This window comes from Empedobacter sp. GD03797, from assembly GCF_029842105.1.
GTDB classification, from domain to species: domain Bacteria; phylum Bacteroidota; class Bacteroidia; order Flavobacteriales; family Weeksellaceae; genus Empedobacter; species Empedobacter falsenii_C.
The window spans coordinates 1-17,277 of the sequence record NZ_JAOCFS010000041.1; the positions used below are offsets into that span (position 1 = coordinate 1).

Annotated in this window: 12 protein-coding genes and 1 tRNA gene; 8 read left to right on the plus strand and 5 right to left on the minus strand. The window is 31.9% G+C overall.

Annotation, left to right across the window (positions count from 1 at the left end; genetic code table 11):
* Positions 1 to 10: 10 nt before the first annotated feature.
* Positions 11 to 1,471 (minus strand): IMP dehydrogenase, encoded by a 1,461-nt coding sequence (guaB, locus tag N5D90_RS16165; protein ID WP_115002117.1) that lies wholly within the window; start codon positions 1,469 to 1,471, stop codon positions 11 to 13.
* 251 nt (positions 1,472 to 1,722) lie between these two features.
* Here guaB and N5D90_RS16170 point away from each other — a divergent pair, with 251 nt between their 5' ends.
* The 3 genes from N5D90_RS16170 to N5D90_RS16180 all read left to right on the plus strand — a co-directional run bounded on the left by N5D90_RS16170 (position 1,723) and on the right by N5D90_RS16180 (position 6,884).
* Positions 1,723 to 5,307 carry a DUF2723 domain-containing protein gene (locus tag N5D90_RS16170; RefSeq protein ID WP_280063308.1) on the plus strand — a complete coding sequence of 1,195 codons (3,585 nt, stop codon included), beginning with the start codon at positions 1,723 to 1,725 and terminating at the stop codon, positions 5,305 to 5,307.
* A gap of 189 nt (positions 5,308 to 5,496) precedes the next feature.
* Entirely contained in the window at positions 5,497 to 6,018 is a 522-nt protein-coding gene (locus tag N5D90_RS16175) for a hypothetical protein (protein WP_280063310.1), read from the plus strand.
* 203 nt (positions 6,019 to 6,221) lie between these two features.
* Positions 6,222 to 6,884 (plus strand): porin family protein, encoded by a 663-nt coding sequence (locus N5D90_RS16180; protein WP_280063312.1) that lies wholly within the window; start codon positions 6,222 to 6,224, stop codon positions 6,882 to 6,884.
* 76 nt (positions 6,885 to 6,960) lie between these two features.
* On the opposite strand, the gene N5D90_RS16185 is transcribed toward N5D90_RS16180, so the two are convergent.
* The 3 genes from N5D90_RS16185 to N5D90_RS16195 are packed head-to-tail and all read right to left on the minus strand — an operon-like array spanning position 6,961 to position 10,406.
* Positions 6,961 to 8,172 carry an FtsX-like permease family protein gene (locus N5D90_RS16185; protein WP_280063314.1) on the minus strand — a complete coding sequence of 404 codons (1,212 nt, stop codon included), beginning with the start codon at positions 8,170 to 8,172 and terminating at the stop codon, positions 6,961 to 6,963.
* Positions 8,156 to 8,797, minus strand: a complete 642-nt coding sequence (locus tag N5D90_RS16190) for an ATP-binding cassette domain-containing protein (protein ID WP_038331905.1) — start codon at positions 8,795 to 8,797, stop codon at positions 8,156 to 8,158. The genes N5D90_RS16185 and N5D90_RS16190 overlap by 17 nt, the downstream gene beginning before the upstream one ends.
* Positions 8,787 to 10,406 (minus strand): DUF4836 family protein, encoded by a 1,620-nt coding sequence (locus N5D90_RS16195; protein WP_280063316.1) that lies wholly within the window; start codon positions 10,404 to 10,406, stop codon positions 8,787 to 8,789. The genes N5D90_RS16190 and N5D90_RS16195 overlap by 11 nt, the downstream gene beginning before the upstream one ends.
* Before the next feature lie 213 nt (positions 10,407 to 10,619).
* On the opposite strand from N5D90_RS16195, the gene ileS reads away from it, so the two are divergent.
* From ileS to N5D90_RS16220, 5 genes are all read left to right on the plus strand, one after another.
* Positions 10,620 to 14,027, plus strand: coding sequence for an isoleucine--tRNA ligase (gene ileS / locus N5D90_RS16200; RefSeq protein ID WP_280063317.1), 3,408 nt, complete (start codon positions 10,620 to 10,622; stop codon positions 14,025 to 14,027).
* A gap of 4 nt (positions 14,028 to 14,031) precedes the next feature.
* Positions 14,032 to 14,418 carry a TraR/DksA C4-type zinc finger protein gene (locus N5D90_RS16205; protein WP_115001530.1) on the plus strand — a complete coding sequence of 129 codons (387 nt, stop codon included), beginning with the start codon at positions 14,032 to 14,034 and terminating at the stop codon, positions 14,416 to 14,418.
* Positions 14,419 to 14,427: 9 nt separating this feature from the next.
* Positions 14,428 to 15,072 carry a lipoprotein signal peptidase gene (locus tag N5D90_RS16210; RefSeq protein ID WP_280063319.1) on the plus strand — a complete coding sequence of 215 codons (645 nt, stop codon included), beginning with the start codon at positions 14,428 to 14,430 and terminating at the stop codon, positions 15,070 to 15,072.
* A gap of 70 nt (positions 15,073 to 15,142) precedes the next feature.
* Positions 15,143 to 15,484 carry a hypothetical protein gene (locus tag N5D90_RS16215; protein WP_280063321.1) on the plus strand — a complete coding sequence of 114 codons (342 nt, stop codon included), beginning with the start codon at positions 15,143 to 15,145 and terminating at the stop codon, positions 15,482 to 15,484.
* Positions 15,485 to 15,922: 438 nt separating this feature from the next.
* Positions 15,923 to 17,155 (plus strand): hypothetical protein, encoded by a 1,233-nt coding sequence (locus N5D90_RS16220; RefSeq protein ID WP_280063322.1) that lies wholly within the window; start codon positions 15,923 to 15,925, stop codon positions 17,153 to 17,155.
* A gap of 44 nt (positions 17,156 to 17,199) precedes the next feature.
* On the opposite strand, the gene N5D90_RS16225 is transcribed toward N5D90_RS16220, so the two are convergent.
* Positions 17,200 to 17,274 (minus strand) — tRNA-Val (locus N5D90_RS16225).
* Positions 17,275 to 17,277 lie beyond the last annotated feature (3 nt).

The following is a 17,277-nucleotide window of genomic DNA, read 5'->3' on the forward strand; positions in this document are numbered from 1 at the left end:
TTATAAACTCTTAATTCGAATAATTAGGAGCTTCTTTTGTAATCACAACATCATGTGGGTGAGATTCGTGTAAACCAGCACCTGTGATACGTACAAATTTTCCGTTTTCAATTAAATCTTGAATTGTTGGAGTTCCGCAGTATCCCATTCCAGCACGTAATCCACCACATAATTGGTAAACAACTTCTGCAATAGAACCTTTGTGAGGAACACGACCTTCAATTCCTTCTGGAACTAATTTTTTCGCATCAGCTTGGAAATAACGATCTTTAGAACCACGTTTCATTGCAGCTAAAGAACCCATTCCTTGATATGCTTTGAATTTACGACCTTGGAAGATAATTTCCTCTCCTGGCGCTTCATCTGTTCCAGCGAATAAACTTCCTAACATCACCAAGTTTGCACCAGCAGCAACTGCTTTTACAATATCACCTGATAATTTGATTCCTCCATCTCCAATAATCGAAACGTTTCTTGTTTTTGCGTAAGAATGTACATCATGAATAGCAGAAAGTTGAGGTACACCAACACCAGCTACAACACGAGTTGTACAGATAGATCCTGGTCCAACACCAACTTTTAAAGCATTTGCTCCAGCATCAATCAAAGCTTTTGCAGCTTCAGCAGTTACAATATTTCCACCAACAATATCTAATTCTGGGAAAGCATTTCTAACTTCAGCTACTTTACTAATTACTCCAGCAGAATGTCCGTGAGCCGAATCTAACGCTACGATATCAACACCTTTGTTTACTAAGGCTTGAACGCGTTCTAATGTATCAGCACCAACTCCAACACCTGCTCCAACACGTAAGCGACCTTTTGTGTCTTTACATGCGTTAGGGAATTCGGTTAAGTTGTCAATATCTTTAATTGTGATTAATCCAATTAATTTATTGTTTTCGTCAACGATTGGTAATTTTTCGATACGGTAACGAGAAAGAATTTCTTTTGCTTTCTTAAGGTCAGTATCAATATCAGAAGTTACAATATTTTCTTTTGTCATCACATCTTCTACCAATTGATCGAAATTTTCTTGGTAACGAATATCACGATTTGTAATAATTCCAACCAATGTTCTATCCTCTTCAACAACAGGTAAACCAGAGATTTTGTATTTCTCCATTAAGTTTACAGCGTCTTGCAACTTGTGATGACGAGATAAAGTAATTGGATCAGAAATCATTCCGTTTTCCGAACGTTTTACCATATCAATTTCATTCGCTTGTTCTTCGATCGACATATTTTTGTGAACGAAAGATAAACCTCCTTCACGCGCTAATGCAATCGCTAATCTTGCTTCGGATACAGTATCCATTGCAGCAGAAACTATCGGAATGTTAAGGGTAATATTGTCTGTGAATCTTGTTTGTAGAGATACTTGGTTCGGTAATATCTCTGAGTAGGCAGGCACTAATAACACATCGTCAAAAGTGAAGCCCGTTTGTAGAATTTTGTCTGTTAAAGGCATTGCTTTTTGCATTGCAAATTTAGATGAAAAAAGTTTAGAATCAAAACTATTTGAGAAAATGTATCTTTATTTTGAAGGATTTGATGTTTTGTTAATATGTAAATGAATCGATTAGAAACTTTAAAATTAATTTTAAAATATTCGATAAACCAATATTGTTTACATGAGATTCTAATCAGAATTTAATCATTTCAATCCTAAGCTATATCAATTTTTTATCTTATTTTCGCAAGATAGTTTATTAAAACAAAATGGATATAAATTTCAAAAAGTGGAACAACATCTTGGGTGTTGCGATGTTCTTGATAGCGACAATATTGTATTTGGCGTCGATGGAACGTTACCTGAGTTTGTGGGATTGTGGTGAGTACATTGTATCATCAGCAAAATTAGGAGTTACGCATGCACCAGGAGCAGCTTTGTTCCAAATAATGGGAGCTGTTTGGTCTGGTTTAGCTTTTGGTGACGGAAGCAAATATGCCATATTAATCAACAGTACATCTGCCTTATATAGCGCAGGAACAATTATGTTTTTGTTTTGGACAATTACATATTTTGCTCGAAAAATGTTTGCAAAAACACAAGATCCTATGAATGTTGATGCGATTGAACTAAATGCTTCTCAAAAAATTATAACATTAGGAAGTGGATTAGTTGGAGCTGCAATTTTTATGTTTAGTGACACATTCTGGTTTTCTGCGGTAGAAGGAGAAGTTTATGCAATGGCATCTTTCTTCACAGCGTTATTATTTTGGCTGATTACAAGATGGGATCAAGTCGCTGATACACCTAGAGGAAACAAATGGTTAGTGGTTATTTCGTTGGTAATTGGTTTATCAATTGGTGTTCACTTAATGGCAATGTTAGCAATTCCAGCAGTTTGTTTTGTTTACTATGCTCGAAAATATAGATTTACAATCAAAAGTTTCTTAATCGCAAATGTAATTACGTTGATTATTTTAGCTTTTGTATTCAAAATAATTTTCCCAGTTGTAATGACATTCTTTGGTAGAACAGAGATTTATGTAGTTAATAATTTGGGAATGCCTTTCAATTCTGGGACAATTATCGCTGCTATTATTTTAGTTGCAGTTTTCTATTTTGCAATTAAATTAACGCAGAAATATGGTTCAGCATTATTGAATACAATTTCGTGGTGTGTGATTTTTATGTTGATTGGTTTCTCATGTTGGTTAGTTATTCCAATTCGTGCCAACGCAAATCCTCACATGAATTTGAATGATCCAGACACAGCTTTAGGTGTTTTAGATTATTTTAATCGTGAACAATACGGTTCTTGGCCGGTAATGTACGGACCAGTTTTTACGGCTCATATTGCAAATGACGGAATTAAGCGTGATGCAAATGGAGCGCCAGAAAGTACAGTTCGTAGTTCTGAATATATCAAGGATCAACGTACAGGAAAATATTTGAAAGTTTCGGATCGTTTAGATTATACATACGAAGATAAATATGTAAAGTTTTTCCCTAAAATGTTTAGTCCAGACCCAGGTGTGATGGAGAATTATGCGGCAGTTTATGCTTTTCCAAAATTCTCTTTGAATGCACAATATGCTGGTGATAAAGAAGCGCAGCAAATGTACGCTCAATTGGTAGAAAAGCGTCAAAATAGACAATTAAAAGTCGCAGAACTTAAGAAATATGGTGAGATTTTAGATATCGAACCACCTACATTTGGTGAACAATTTAATTACTTTATTGATTACCAAATCAACTATATGTTTATCCGTTACTTTATGTGGAATTTCTCTGGTCGTCAAAATGATTTAGAAGGTAATTTCGAGATTACAAAAGGTAACTGGATTTCAGGAATTCCATTTATTGATAATCCACGTTTAGGAGATCAATCAAAATTACCAGATGAATATAGAAATGATGGAACAAATGTGTATTTCATGTTACCATTATTCTTAGGTTTAATCGGATTATTTACACAATTAAACAGAAATTTTGTCAACTGGTGGTCATTGTTGTCATTGTTTATTTTAACAAGTGTCGGAATCATCTTTTATACATCTGTAAAACCTTTCGAGCCTCGTGAACGTGATTATGCATTAGTAAGCTGTTTCTATGCATTTTCGATTTGGGCAGGATTGGGTGTACAAGGAGTTTATTTATTACTTCAAAAATTGATGAAGAAAGAATTGAAACCGTCTTTAGCAATTGGAACAACTGTAATTTTAGCTGGTATTCCAATTTTAATGGGAGCTCAAAACTGGGACGATCACGATCGTTCTGAGCGTTCTGTAGCTTATTCTTTGGCTTACAATTATCTGAATCCGCTTGATAAAAACGCCATTCTTTTCGTGTATGGTGACAATGATACTTATCCACTTTGGGGATTACAAGAAACCGAAAATTTCCGTGATGATGTAAAAATTGCGAATTTAACGTTGGCTGCTTCTCCATGGAATTTAGAGCAATTATTACGCAGAACATACAATGCAGCGCCACTTCCAAGTGATTTGAAACCGAAAGATTATCAATCTGGAACTAACGATCAAATTTTTGTTGTTGGAGGTTCTATTAAAAATATTTTTGATCAAATAAATGGTTTCATTAAACCAGGGTCTAATCAAACATTAGAAACGTTAAGTCAAATGCCAATCGAGCAAGTTGGTCAATATTTATCTGATCCTGAAATTGATCCAAACCAAGTGATGTCAGTTTATAAAAGTTTAAAACCTTTGCAAAAATATATCACAACAGATAGTATGACTGCTAAAGAAGCAATGGATTTTATTTTAGATAATAAATCACCAGAGAAACAAGCTTTAGCAGATTATTTTGGTTATCCAATTGGTGGAGCAAATTATTTACCTGTTTCTAAAATTGTTGTTCCTGTAAATAAAGCAAACGCGCTAAAATACGGAATTGTAAGTGCAAAAGATGCAGATAAAATGGTTGATTCAATCACAATTAATATCAAAGCGTCAAGTTTATTCAAAAACAATTTGTTGTTGTTGTCAATGATGGCGAAATACAATTGGGATCGTCCTATTTACTTTAGTGGAGGAGGAATTTCTGATCCAGAAAATACATTCTACATGAATGATTATTTATTGAATGCTGGAATGAGTTATAAATTAGTTCCTATTTATACGCCTTTTGGTAAAGGAGGAATTATTGGAGCTTCTGATAATGATATGTTGTTAAGAACATTCAATTCATACAAATGGTCTGGTTATAATAACCCTGATGCTTCATTTAGTTTGACAGAGCGTAACTACACATCTTCTTATAGAAATACGGCGGTTCGTTTGGCAGATGATTTATTGAATGCTGGACGTAAAAAAGAAGCGATTGCAGTTTTAGACAAAGTGATGTTAGAAATTCCTGCTTTAGCGAAATACGATATTGGTTATGGGGTAAGTAGAATTGCTGGAATTTATTTGAAAGCTGGTGAGGATAAAAAAGCGCAAGAATTATTTGCACATGTTCGTAAAGAAGCGAATGCGAAAATTGCTTTCTTCGAATCGTTGCCTTCAGGGAAAGGATATTCAATTGGTTCAGATTTAGCCGCGGCTAAAAATGATTTGATGATGTCAATCTACAATGAGGCTTCCGCTTTAGGTGAAAGAGGTGACAAGGAAAAAGCATTGAAAGTTTTCGAATCTGCTTATAATCCTGTTTTAAAGAAATTCGAAACCTTATATAAAGAAGTTGTTGCAGATGGAAAAGTTGATGCAGCTGATCAAGCAAAAATCATGAATCAGTTTAATTATTTAGACGAAATGATTGGTGTAGCAGCAGAAATTGATACCAATTATGCGAAACAACAACAGAATATTTTATACAAAATGGTCGGACAATAAGTCAAATCAATAAAAATAGAAAAGCTCCAAAATTATTTTGGAGCTTTTTTTGTGAAATAAAGTTTTGAATATTAAGTAATTGTTAATTTTAGTATGTTTTATCATTATTGATTTTTAGAGTTTGGCATACAAATTGAAATTATACAAATAAGTTTAACAAAATTGTAAATCTTTTAAAAATATATAAAAATGAAAAAAGTATTATTAACAGCAGCTTTTGCAGTTGCAGGTTTAGTAGGAGTTTCAGCGCAAACAACAGGTATAGAAGGAGGTGTTCATATTGGAATTCCAGTGGGAAGTGCATCAGATATTTCTTCTTTCAATTTAGGAGCTGATGTGGCATATTTACACCCAATTGCAAGTAATTTCAAATTAGGAGCAAAAGTTGGATATGATCATTTTATTGGTAAAGACTTAAAAATTAATAATCAAACAGTTTATACTGTAGAAGATTTCGGATTTGTTCCATTAGCGGCTACAGCAAAATATGAATTTAGTAACAATATATTTATTGGTGGTGACTTAGGTTATGCTTTTGCGACAAAAAGTGAAATGGACGGAGGTTTATTTTGGCAACCTAAATTAGGATATTCTGCTGCTAACTTTGACGTATATGCAGGGTATAAAGGAATTGCTACAGATAATAAAAACTTGGATGGTAAAAAATTCAATGCTGATGCAATATCTGTAGGATTTGCATATAAATTCTAATTAAAGAACAACTTATAATTGATACAAGCTACATCGAAAGATGTAGCTTTTTCATTTTAATTCAATTCTTTAAATGTTAAATATTTGAATTAAAACCATTGTTAATCATTGTTTTAAGATTGTTAAAGTCTGATTTTAACACTATTTGGCACAGCACTTGAAATTATGAATGCATCATAATTAGAACTATAAAATTTAAAAAGATGAAAAAATTATTTTTTATTGCTGCTGCAATGTTAGGAGTTGTTAGTTTGAGCGCACAAGAAAAAACAACATCTGCACAATTTGGTATTAAATCAAGTGCAAATATGTCTTCATTTAACGGAAAAGACGTGAACAATAATGATTATAAGGTTGGTTTTGGAGCTGGTTTTTATGGACATTTTCCAATTACAGAACAGTTTGCAGTTCAGCCAGAGGTTAATTTTACAAGAACGGGGGGACGAGAAAAAACTGACGTAACAGAAGTTGGAAACACGACGGTAAAAAATTACAATAAAACGACTTTAGATTATATTCAAGTTCCAGTAATGCTTCAATTTTATCCTGCTGGAAGTCGCTTTAATATAGAGGCTGGACCTCAATTTGGATATAATGTATATGCGAGTAATAAAACGCAAGTTAGTACTTATGTAAACAATACCGTGTACAATACGGAAGAAAAAACTGACATTAAAGATAATGTGAAAGATTTTGATTTCGGTGTTAACTTTGGTTTGGGATATAATGTAACAGATAATATCAATGTTGGAGCGAGATACTATATGGGATTAACTAAAATAGGAGATAATAAAAACAACAACAATATAGAAGTTGGTGATGTGAAAAATCATTCGTTTTCTGTAGGTGTTGGATATTCATTCTAATCGAGAATATTTAAGTATAAATAAAAGGATTCTGAGTTTTTCAGAATCCTTTTTTATGGTTTTATAAAATTTAGCATTAATCTTTCAATGCAATTTTTTTGATCGATTGTGTCAAAATTATTTTATTAATGATGAATAAAATAATCACGATGATTAGTCCAAAACCAATCACTTCCCAAAGGTGAGAAGTTTCTGTTGCCATAAATTTTCCGACTTTTTCTTTAATGATATCTAAAACAAAATAAACTAACGGAATCGAAATAAGATAACTAATCAACATAAATATAATCGAAAATTTCAGATACGGACGAGCTAATTGATTGATGTTATATCCAATCAAAAATAAATCTTTCGTTTTATGCTTGTTCTTTTCAATCATCAATTGAAAATTAATAATCATCAACCAAATCGCTGCAAAAACAATGATTAAACCAATAAATAAAACCAACGAAAAAGCTAATTTTAGATAATACGTCAATTCATTATTTTTCAATTCATCTTTGTTGATATCATAATTTTGTTGCTCAAAATAAGTCGAAGCATTTTCATCTCCTTGAGATTTCGTTTCAACAACAATTCTTGAAGGTTCAGTATTTTTTTGAGGTGCATACGTTTGATTTGCCCACTCCAAAAAGTTTTCGGGAACTAAAATGGTATTAATTTTAGTCGTAAAATCGACAATTCTTGCTTGATATACTTTCTGATTTTCTCCTTTTCCTAAAATCAATTGAAAAGGAATTTTAGTAAATAATCCTTCCGAAACTTGTGGTAAACCTTGACTTGTTGCAAAACCAAAATTGTATAAATTCAAATAACTTTTCGGAATAATAATCGGAATAAAATCTTGTCCTTCTTTCCATTTCCAATCAGATTCTTTTACATCAATAAAGTCTTCTGGAACAGATTCAAAAAATAAATCAGTCGAAAAACCACGAATTCCAGCAACTCCACCAACTTGTAATTTCACAGGAAATTGACTGCTTTTGAATGTTCCGACTTTTGCTACAAAATTTTGCGATTTCAAATCGTTAATTTCATTTTCACTAAAACTTGGTTTTTCTCCAGTCAACGTTTGTAAAGACGATATTTTTTTGTTTAAGACCACATAATTTGCTTTCCAAACTGAACTATCTTCTCCAAAATTTTTGGCATAATCCAAATAAATTGTTCCAGCCAAAATCAAGATAAAAAATCCAATGATAGAGAAAAAACAAAAGGTTGTAATTCGCAAGAAACTTAGGTTTTTACGAACCAATTTTTCAATTAAATTTTTAGAGTTGAATGACATTTGAAAGGCGTTTATCGTGAATTTCGTGTAAGCTTGTAAAGATGATTCCAGCGTTATTTTTTGCAGCTTCTTTGGTAACTAAATCAGTCAAAAGTTGTTGATTCACTTCATCTAAATGACTAAAAGGTTCGTCCAAAAGTAGAAAATCAAATGGTTGACAAAGTGCGCGAATCACAGCAATTCGTTGACGTTGACCATAAGAAAGATGAATCGCTTTTTGATGTAAATGACTTTTTAAACCAACTTTTTCAATCCATTCAATAATTTGATTTTCGGATTGATGTTGTGTTAATACATTTTTTAATTGGATATTTTCCATCAAAGTTAATTCTTCAAACAAATGCAAACCTTGAAAAACATACGCAATTTTTTCGCGTCTAATTTTTGTCCAATCATTCAAAGAATAATTCTTAATATTTTGTCCATCAAACAAAACTTCTCCGTCATAATCTTTTCTATCACCGTACAAAATATTAATCAACGTCGATTTTCCAACACCAGAATGTGCAACGATTTGATAAATATTTCCGCTTGAAAAAGTGTATGTATTTTTCCAAATTTCAGATTGTTCGAACCCAAATTCTTTCAAAGGATGCGGAACAAGTTGACTGATTTTAATTTCCATTTTGTTGTGCAGCTTGATTGAAAAATAGTGAATAAGCTTGGTCCAAAAGTAAGAAAATCACTTCCAAACTATTTTTATCCGTCTTTTTCATATGTATTTTTCCTGTTTTTGTGTATTCATTCGAAACGCGGTAATCGATGTGATCAAAATAAGATAAAACCGTTTGCATTTCTTTCGTGTTTCCGAACGGAATTTGTTGATAAATATATTTTTGAACTTCTTTTGGATATTGATCAAAATTTAAATTCACGTAACCAAACATCGGATTTGAAGCGTTTGTAGCATATTCTGATGTAACAAAATTTGAAGAACTTACCATGTTGTTCAAATATTGATTCATAATCGATTGATTATTTGTGATGTACATCAAATTGTTTTTGTACGCCATATAAATCTTCATATTTGTCGAAATTGGCAGCATGTAATAAGGTCCAATTTTCTGAATATTTTCTTGATGGGCTTTAATAAATTCGTTGAAGAAAAGATCGTTTTTCATTTTTCCTCCTAAAACAAATTGCGGATAAACAACTTGCTTAATAAAAGCTTCTTCCTTACCAAAAAAATCATTTGGATTGAATGCTTTTCCAATCTCAAAATCATAAACACTAAACAAAGCTTCGCCTTCAAAACTTTGCTCTAGTTTGTTCAAATCAATGTCATATTGTTCTAAAAAAGTAGTTAAGAAATTTTGATTTTCGAATACATAACGCGTGTTGGCAGGATAAATTCCAAGTCCAATATTCATGTAACTTTGCGCAGGAAAATATTTAAAAAAATCAGTATTGATTTTCGATTTCCACATCGGATGTTTTTGCAATTCAACTTTTGTAATTGCATCTGGATGAAATTTCTGCGTAAAACTAATTCCGTCCGAAGTAAATGAAATAAAATTAACCCAAGAGCTTTTTGTAAAATCAAGGTTTTTCTTTTCAGAACTTTCATGTTTCGAGAAGTTTTTCAAAAAGTTTCCAGTGTACCAAATGTTGATATCCTGTGAGTTTTTGACAAAATCTCCAAAACTATTATTTTCCTTCGCAAGTGAATGTTTATCGTTGATAATTTTCGTAAAATAATCTTGAATCGCTTTTTCTCCAACACCAAATTCAGAAACAATCAATAAGAATTGAGATTTATTCCAAGCCATAAACGGTTTATTGAATCCAGAGATCGTTGTAAAACCATCTTTCTTTTCAAAAGAAATATCTTTTTTGTATAAACCTTTGTAAATCGTTGATAAATGTTTTTCAAATTGATCTTTGTCGCGCATATTTGTAATCAACGCCACCATATTTTTTCCATTAATTTTTTGTCCAAAAAGGTAAATAGGACTGATAATATCTAGGCCTGCTGAGGTCGGATTGTTTTTGATATCATTTAATAATTGATCAAAAGTAGGATCTTGATTTTTAATTTCACCTTCGGCTAATTGATAAATTTTGTATTGTTCTAATTTCTGAAAATTACCTTTTTCTGCAATTGATTTTGGATTAATCAACGCAACAAAATCTGCATCTGTCGGAATCAAAACCGTATAATCTTCGTTTTTGGAACAACTTGCAAAAAGCAAAATTAGAAATAGAATTGAGTAATATTTGAAGCCTTTTTTCATTGAAAAAATATCTTAAAAAATTGTTGTTAATTATTTGGTTAATGCTGAATTAAATCTGAAATCATCTGATTTTTATTCAAGAATTGTTAAATCTATAATGTTGGGATAAATTTAAGCAATTATTAATATGATTTTCGTTTCTATAGCAATAAAAATATGTAAAAATTTCTTATATTCGCACTCCTTGATTTAGAAGAAATAAGAAAGAATTCGATGGCAAAAAAGTTTAGAGAATATAAGCACTTAGACTTGGTACAAGTCTCAAAAGAAACGTTAGAAGATTGGAAACAAAATAATGTTTTCGAGAAAAGTATTTCTACGCGCGATGGAAATCCATCTTTTGTGTTCTATGAAGGTCCTCCTTCTGCAAACGGAAAGCCAGGGATTCACCACGTTTTAGCACGTTCTATTAAAGATATATTTTGTCGTTATCAAACCTTGAAAGGAAAACAAGTTTTTCGTAAAGCGGGTTGGGATACGCACGGTTTACCAGTAGAATTGGGAACTGAGAAAGAATTAGGAATTACCAAAGAAGATATTGGAACTAAAATTTCAATTGAAGAATATAACGAAGCGTGTAAACGTACAGTAATGCGTTACACAGATTTGTGGAATGATTTGACTGAAAAAATGGGTTATTGGGTGGATATGGAAGATCCATATATCACGTATAAACCAAAATATATGGAGTCTGTTTGGTGGTTGTTGAAACAAATTTATAACAAAGATTTGTTGTACAAAGGTTATACAATTCAACCATATTCTCCGAAAGCTGGTACAGGTTTATCTTCACACGAGTTAAATCAACCAGGAACTTATCAAGATGTTACAGATACAACGATTGTTGCTCAATTTAAAGTAAAGAAAGATTCGACAGATTTATTTAATGATTTTGATGGAGATGTGTATTTCTTAGCTTGGACAACAACGCCTTGGACGTTGCCATCAAATACAGCGTTAACAGTTGGTCCAACTATCGATTATGTTGTAGTTGAAACATTCAATCAATATACATTCGAGCCAATTCGCGTAATTTTAGGAAAACCATTGGTTTCTAAGCAATTTGGAAAACCATATTTCTTAGCAGAAACAGAAGAAGATTTCAAAGTTTATGCGGCAGGAAATAAGACAATTCCTTACAAAATTGTTGGAGAATACAAAGGTGCTGATTTAGTTGGAACTCGTTATGAGCAATTATTACCTTGGGCGTTGCCTTACGAAAATGCAGAGAATGCTTTCCAAGTAATTCCTGGAGACTTCGTAACAACAGAAGATGGTACAGGTATCGTACACACTGCGCCTACTTTTGGTGCTGATGATGCGCGTGTTGCAAAAGATGCTGGTGTTCCTCCAATGTTGGTGTTAGATACACACGGAAATCCTGTTCCTTTAGTAGATTTACAAGGTCGTTTTGTGGCGGATTTACCAGAAGGTTACGGAGGTAAATATGTGAAAAATGAATATTACGATGATGGAACTGCTCCTGAAAAATCGGTTGATGTAGAAATCGCGATTTTATTGAAAGAGCAAAACAAAGCCTTCAAAGTAGAGAAATATAAACACAGTTATCCACATTGTTGGAGAACGGACAAACCTATTTTATATTATCCATTAGATTCTTGGTTCATCAAAGTAACGGATGTAAAAGACCGTATGGTTGAATTGAATAAAGAAATCAATTGGAAACCTAAAGCGACTGGTGAAGGACGTTTCGGAAACTGGTTAGAAAATGCGAACGATTGGAACTTATCTCGTTCTCGTTATTGGGGAATTCCATTGCCAATTTGGAGAACTGAAGAAGGGGACGAAGTGACTGTAATTGGTTCTGTAGAAGAATTAGTTGCTGAAATTGAAAAATCAATTGTGGCAGGTGTAATGACTTATAATCCTTTCCAAAATTTCGAAGTTGGAAATATGACAGAAGAAAACTATGATTTGATCGACTTACACAAAAATGTAGTAGATGAAATTACGTTAGTTTCTGCATCTGGAAAACCGATGAAACGCGAAGCGGATTTGATTGACGTTTGGTTTGATTCTGGAGCAATGCCTTATGCGCAAGTTCACTATCCATTCGAAAATAAAGAATTGATTGATAACGGAACAATGTATCCAGCTGATTTTATTGCAGAAGGTGTCGATCAAACACGTGGTTGGTTCTATACATTGCATGCAATCGGAACATTAGTTTTTGATTCGAAAGCATACAAAAATGTAATGTCAAACGGATTGGTTTTAGACAAAAATGGTCAAAAAATGTCAAAACGTTTGGGGAACGCTGTCGATCCATTTGATACATTGGCAACTTATGGTCCTGATGCAACGCGTTGGTACATGATTGCGAATGCGCAACCTTGGGAAAACTTGAAATTTGATATTGCTGGAGTGGACGAAGTTCGTCGTAAATTCTTCGGAACATTATACAATACTTATTCATTCTTCGCTTTATACGCGAATGTGGATGGATTTACATTTGAGGAAGAAGAAATTCCTGTAAATGAAAGAGCTGAATTGGATCAATGGATTATTTCTGAATTGAATACATTAACGAAAAAAGTTGATGCATTTTTAACAGATTATGAACCAACAAAAGCGGCTCGTGCAATTCAAGAATTTGTGATTGATAATTTATCAAACTGGCACGTTCGTTTATCAAGAAGACGTTTCTGGAGAGGTGATTATTCGAAAGATAAAATTGCAGCTTACCAAACATTGTACAAAGTTTTAGAAACAATTTCAATTTTAGGTTCGCCAATTGCGCCATTCTTCATGGATCGTTTATACAAAGATTTGAACGCAGCTACAGGTAAAAATGCAGCAGAATCTGTGCATTTAGCAGATTTCCCAGTTGTGGATGAGTCATTGATTAAAGCAGAGTTAGAAGAACAAACACATTTAGCACAAACGGCAACAAGTATGATTTTATCACTACGTAAATTGAGTGATAATAAAGTACGTCAACCATTACAAAAAGTAATGATTCCTGTCTTGAATGATACAATGAAAGCTAATTTGGAAGCTGTATCAGAATTATTGAAACAAGAAGTTAACGTTAAAGAAATACAACTTTTAACAAACGAAGAAGCGTCAAATCTTTTAGTAAAATCTATTAAACCTAATTTCAAGACTTTAGGTCCGAAATATGGGAAAGTAATGAAAGCTATTTCGGCTGCTACAGCAGAATTGACGAATGAAGAAATTGTTAAATTAGAGCAATCAGGTAAAATAGATTTGTTAATTGACAACAAAACATTAACTTTAGATTTAGAAGATTTTGAAATTGCTACAAAAGACATCCCAGGATGGACTGTAGCGTCTAATTCTACCTTAACAGTAGCACTTGATTTACAATTGACTGAAGAGTTAATTAATGAAGGTGTTGCACGTGAATTGGTAAATAGAATTCAAAATCTACGAAAAGAAACCGGACTAGAAGTAACCGACAAAATTATACTTAACTTAAAAAATGATGAATCAATCGTAAATGCAGTCGAGCAAAACAAAGATTACATTTGTTCTGAGACATTAGCAGAAGATCTTGTTTTACAAGACCAAGTTGCAAATGGGGCAGAGGTTGAAATTAATGGATTGATGACGCAAATTGCGATTACTAAATTGTAAGCGTATGGCAACAACAGATGAAAAAGTAAGGTACTCTGACGCAGAATTGGAAGAGTTCAGAGCAATAATTCAAGAGAAATTAGATCAAGCGATAAAAGATTACGAATTATTGAAAGAAGCTTACACAAACGATAGTAACAATGGTACTGACGATACGTCTCCAACGTTCAAAGCGTTTGAAGAAGGTTCTGAAACCATGTCGAAAGAACAAAATGCACAATTAGCAGCTCGCCAAGATAAATTTATCCGTGACCTGAAAAATGCATTGTTACGTATTTCGAACAAAACATACGGTATTTGCCGTGTAACAGGAAAATTAATTAACAAAGATCGTTTGAAATTAGTTCCGCATGCTACATTAAGCATCGAAGCTAAAAATATGCAACGTTAATCAAGTATTTTGAAAAAAGTAGTACTCATTACCATTTTGGTTTTAATCATAGACCAAATTTCAAAATTTTACGTAAAAACACACTTTTTTTTAGGTGAAGACGTAGATGTTTTGGGTTGGTTTAAAATAGCATTTGTAGAAAATCCTGGAATGGCATATGGTATGCATTTCGGAGGAGAAACTGGTAAAATCGTTTTGTCACTTCTACGAATTGCTCTAATCGGAATGATTATCTACTATATTAATGCATGGTCGAAAAAACTAAATAATAACTTCTTTATCATTCCGATTGCGCTTGTTTTGGCAGGTGCAATAGGGAATGTATTGGACGGAATTTTTTATGGCGTTATTTTCGATAAAGGAACTACTTACAATGAAATGTTTCAGGATTGGGTAGGCTATCAAGGAATCGCAGAACCAAACTTCGCTGGTTATTCTGGTTGGTTTACGGGCTGTGTCGTGGATATGCTTTATTTCCCAATTGTAGAGTTTGATTGGCCTTCTTGGATTCCAATTATAGGCGGGCAACATTATAAGTTCTTTCAGCCTGTATTTAATATTGCAGATTCGGCTATTTTTATTGGAGGACTTACTTTATTCCTTTTCCGTAAAAAAGCCTTTACAACCGAAAATGGTGTAAGATTAAGATTTTAAAAAGATAATCCCTTAGTTCTAAAACTGAGGGATTTTTTATTATATTTATTTGAACAAGAATTGTTTTTTTATGAATAGTTGGTTTAATCTTTTAACTAAAAGTTGTGACAAGAATGATTTGTCTAAATATGTCACGATTTATCATATTAAAAGTTGTTCTTATGATAAGAGTTTTACAGGTAAAAGTATTTCTTTAGACGATATAATTTCAATTTTTAATAAAGGTTCTATAGATATACAAAATGATACTTTGGAAATATATATTGCAATAAAGGAAGATGATATAAGTGATTTAATCGTAATATATAATCCTTTCGAATTATTTGAGAATTCCTATATCTACAAAACAATTCCTAATATTAATGAAGAACTGAAGAATCAGTTTATTACTAATTCAGAACAGATTAAATAATAAAATTAAACTTTTTCCTTATCGAGATCCCAGTTTATTTAAAAAATATCCTTTTCAAGGTTTGAAACCTTGAAAAGGATAACTTCTACTATAATTACAAACAACCTTGTTCATTGAAAAATTATTCAAAATAAAACTCCTTTCAAGAAATTGAAAGGAGTTCTTTGTTGTGGTCCCTAATGAGTTTGAATTACTACTTCTATGTTTTAAATTATCTGCATAATTTTTTTTTTAATCGAATTTATTCTGAAATCCTAATTTTTTAAATGTTTAAATGAAGTAAAATAAATTACGTTATCTTATATTAGCTAATGAATTTTAGATGATTACGTTTTTTTTGTAATCAAATCTGATGATTTTCTATAAACTTTTTTATTCAATTAGTTTAAGCAGAATTAATCATTCAATACATATAAAAAATTCATATAAAATGATTTTATGATGAAATTATTATTTTTATTATCGGTATTTACACCGACTTTTCTTTTAGCTCAACTTCCGGATATGATTAGTAAGTCTAAGATTATTGTGAATAAAAAAATCGAAGCTAACAAGGTACAGGTCTTTTTAATTTATATTAATGATTATTCAACTTCTTCATGCGTGCTTTCTGAAGAAGAAGAACTTCGTCGAAATTTTGATTCATCTGATTTTACAATTTCCAATATTTGTGTGAACAGTGATTTAGAATTTCCTAAAGAAACAATTAAGTTGAGATCTCAAAAACAAGGAATTATTTTTTGGAGTGGAAATGTGAATGAAAAACCGATTGTAAAAGAGGGAAATCTTCAAAATGCGACTGAATTTGTTGCAAAACAATTAGGGGTACAAAAAGAATCTACGTATGTTTCAAATACAAAAAAATGGAAAGCAGAAATAGATGAGCTTACCAAAACCAACATTCCTACAAAAGTTTCTAAAGAAGTAAATGGGGCTATCATAAATACTTTGGTCTATGATAATCTTAGGGCTGATAAAACAATTTCTTTAAATAGGATATTTTCAGAAGCAGATTTTTCTAAGTTGAAAACTATAGAAATGACTTTTTTAGATAATGAAAATCAAAAAATAAATTTAAATAAAATTACTTTTGACGAAAAAGGATTTCCTACAATGATTAAAAAACGTAATTCGGATGATCTCATTATTTTAACATTTGATAATCAATTACTAAAATCTACTTTAGAAAATGAGCAGTTGACTATCTATACTCACAAAGAGAATCAAGTAATGGGGTTGATTCAACAAAAAGATTTCAAAAAACTATTAGTTTACCGTCTAGAAAATCAAAATTTGTTAGAAGACGTTTATTGGATTAATACTGATCTTGATAAAGAAAAAAATAATTATTATGATCAAAAAAAGATGGTAAATAATTGTATTGTTAGTTATAGCAAAGATTATACAAGTAGTGAATGTGAAACCGCTCCAGGTATATTTCCTTATGAGAGTAATAAGGAGATACAGTCAAGTAATAGTACATTGAAATTAAACATAAAAATTGAAGATATTGGTAATGGAGTATTAGAGGTATTTAAATCAATTGCTAATAAAGATTTCGAAAAAGTAGGGGAGATTCAATTAAATGAGAGAAAATTAATAAAAAGTTATACAATACTTTCTAATGGAAAATCAGTAAAAGTAGATTATAATTACACTTATTATAAATGAAAACAAAAACTCCTTTCAATTTCTTGAAAGGAGTTTTTAAGATGTGGTCCCTACTGGATTCGAACCAGTGACCCCCTGCTTGTAAGGCAGGTGCTCTGAACCAACTGAGCTAAGAGACCTTA

Excerpts from the sequence above, each read along its gene's own strand:
- guaB (WP_115002117.1), bottom strand. The coding sequence starts at position 1,471 with ATGCCTTTAACAGACAAAATTCTACAAACGGGCTTCACTTTTGACGAT.
- N5D90_RS16170 (WP_280063308.1), top strand. The coding sequence starts at position 1,723 with ATGGATATAAATTTCAAAAAGTGGAACAACATCTTGGGTGTTGCGATG.
- N5D90_RS16175 (WP_280063310.1), top strand. The coding sequence starts at position 5,497 with ATGAAAAAAGTATTATTAACAGCAGCTTTTGCAGTTGCAGGTTTAGTA.
- N5D90_RS16180 (WP_280063312.1), top strand. The coding sequence starts at position 6,222 with ATGAAAAAATTATTTTTTATTGCTGCTGCAATGTTAGGAGTTGTTAGT.
- N5D90_RS16185 (WP_280063314.1), bottom strand. The coding sequence starts at position 8,172 with ATGTCATTCAACTCTAAAAATTTAATTGAAAAATTGGTTCGTAAAAAC.
- N5D90_RS16190 (WP_038331905.1), bottom strand. The coding sequence starts at position 8,797 with ATGGAAATTAAAATCAGTCAACTTGTTCCGCATCCTTTGAAAGAATTT.
- N5D90_RS16195 (WP_280063316.1), bottom strand. The coding sequence starts at position 10,406 with ATGAAAAAAGGCTTCAAATATTACTCAATTCTATTTCTAATTTTGCTT.
- ileS (WP_280063317.1), top strand. The coding sequence starts at position 10,620 with ATGGCAAAAAAGTTTAGAGAATATAAGCACTTAGACTTGGTACAAGTC.
- N5D90_RS16205 (WP_115001530.1), top strand. The coding sequence starts at position 14,032 with ATGGCAACAACAGATGAAAAAGTAAGGTACTCTGACGCAGAATTGGAA.
- N5D90_RS16215 (WP_280063321.1), top strand. The coding sequence starts at position 15,143 with ATGAATAGTTGGTTTAATCTTTTAACTAAAAGTTGTGACAAGAATGAT.
- N5D90_RS16220 (WP_280063322.1), top strand. The coding sequence starts at position 15,923 with ATGATGAAATTATTATTTTTATTATCGGTATTTACACCGACTTTTCTT.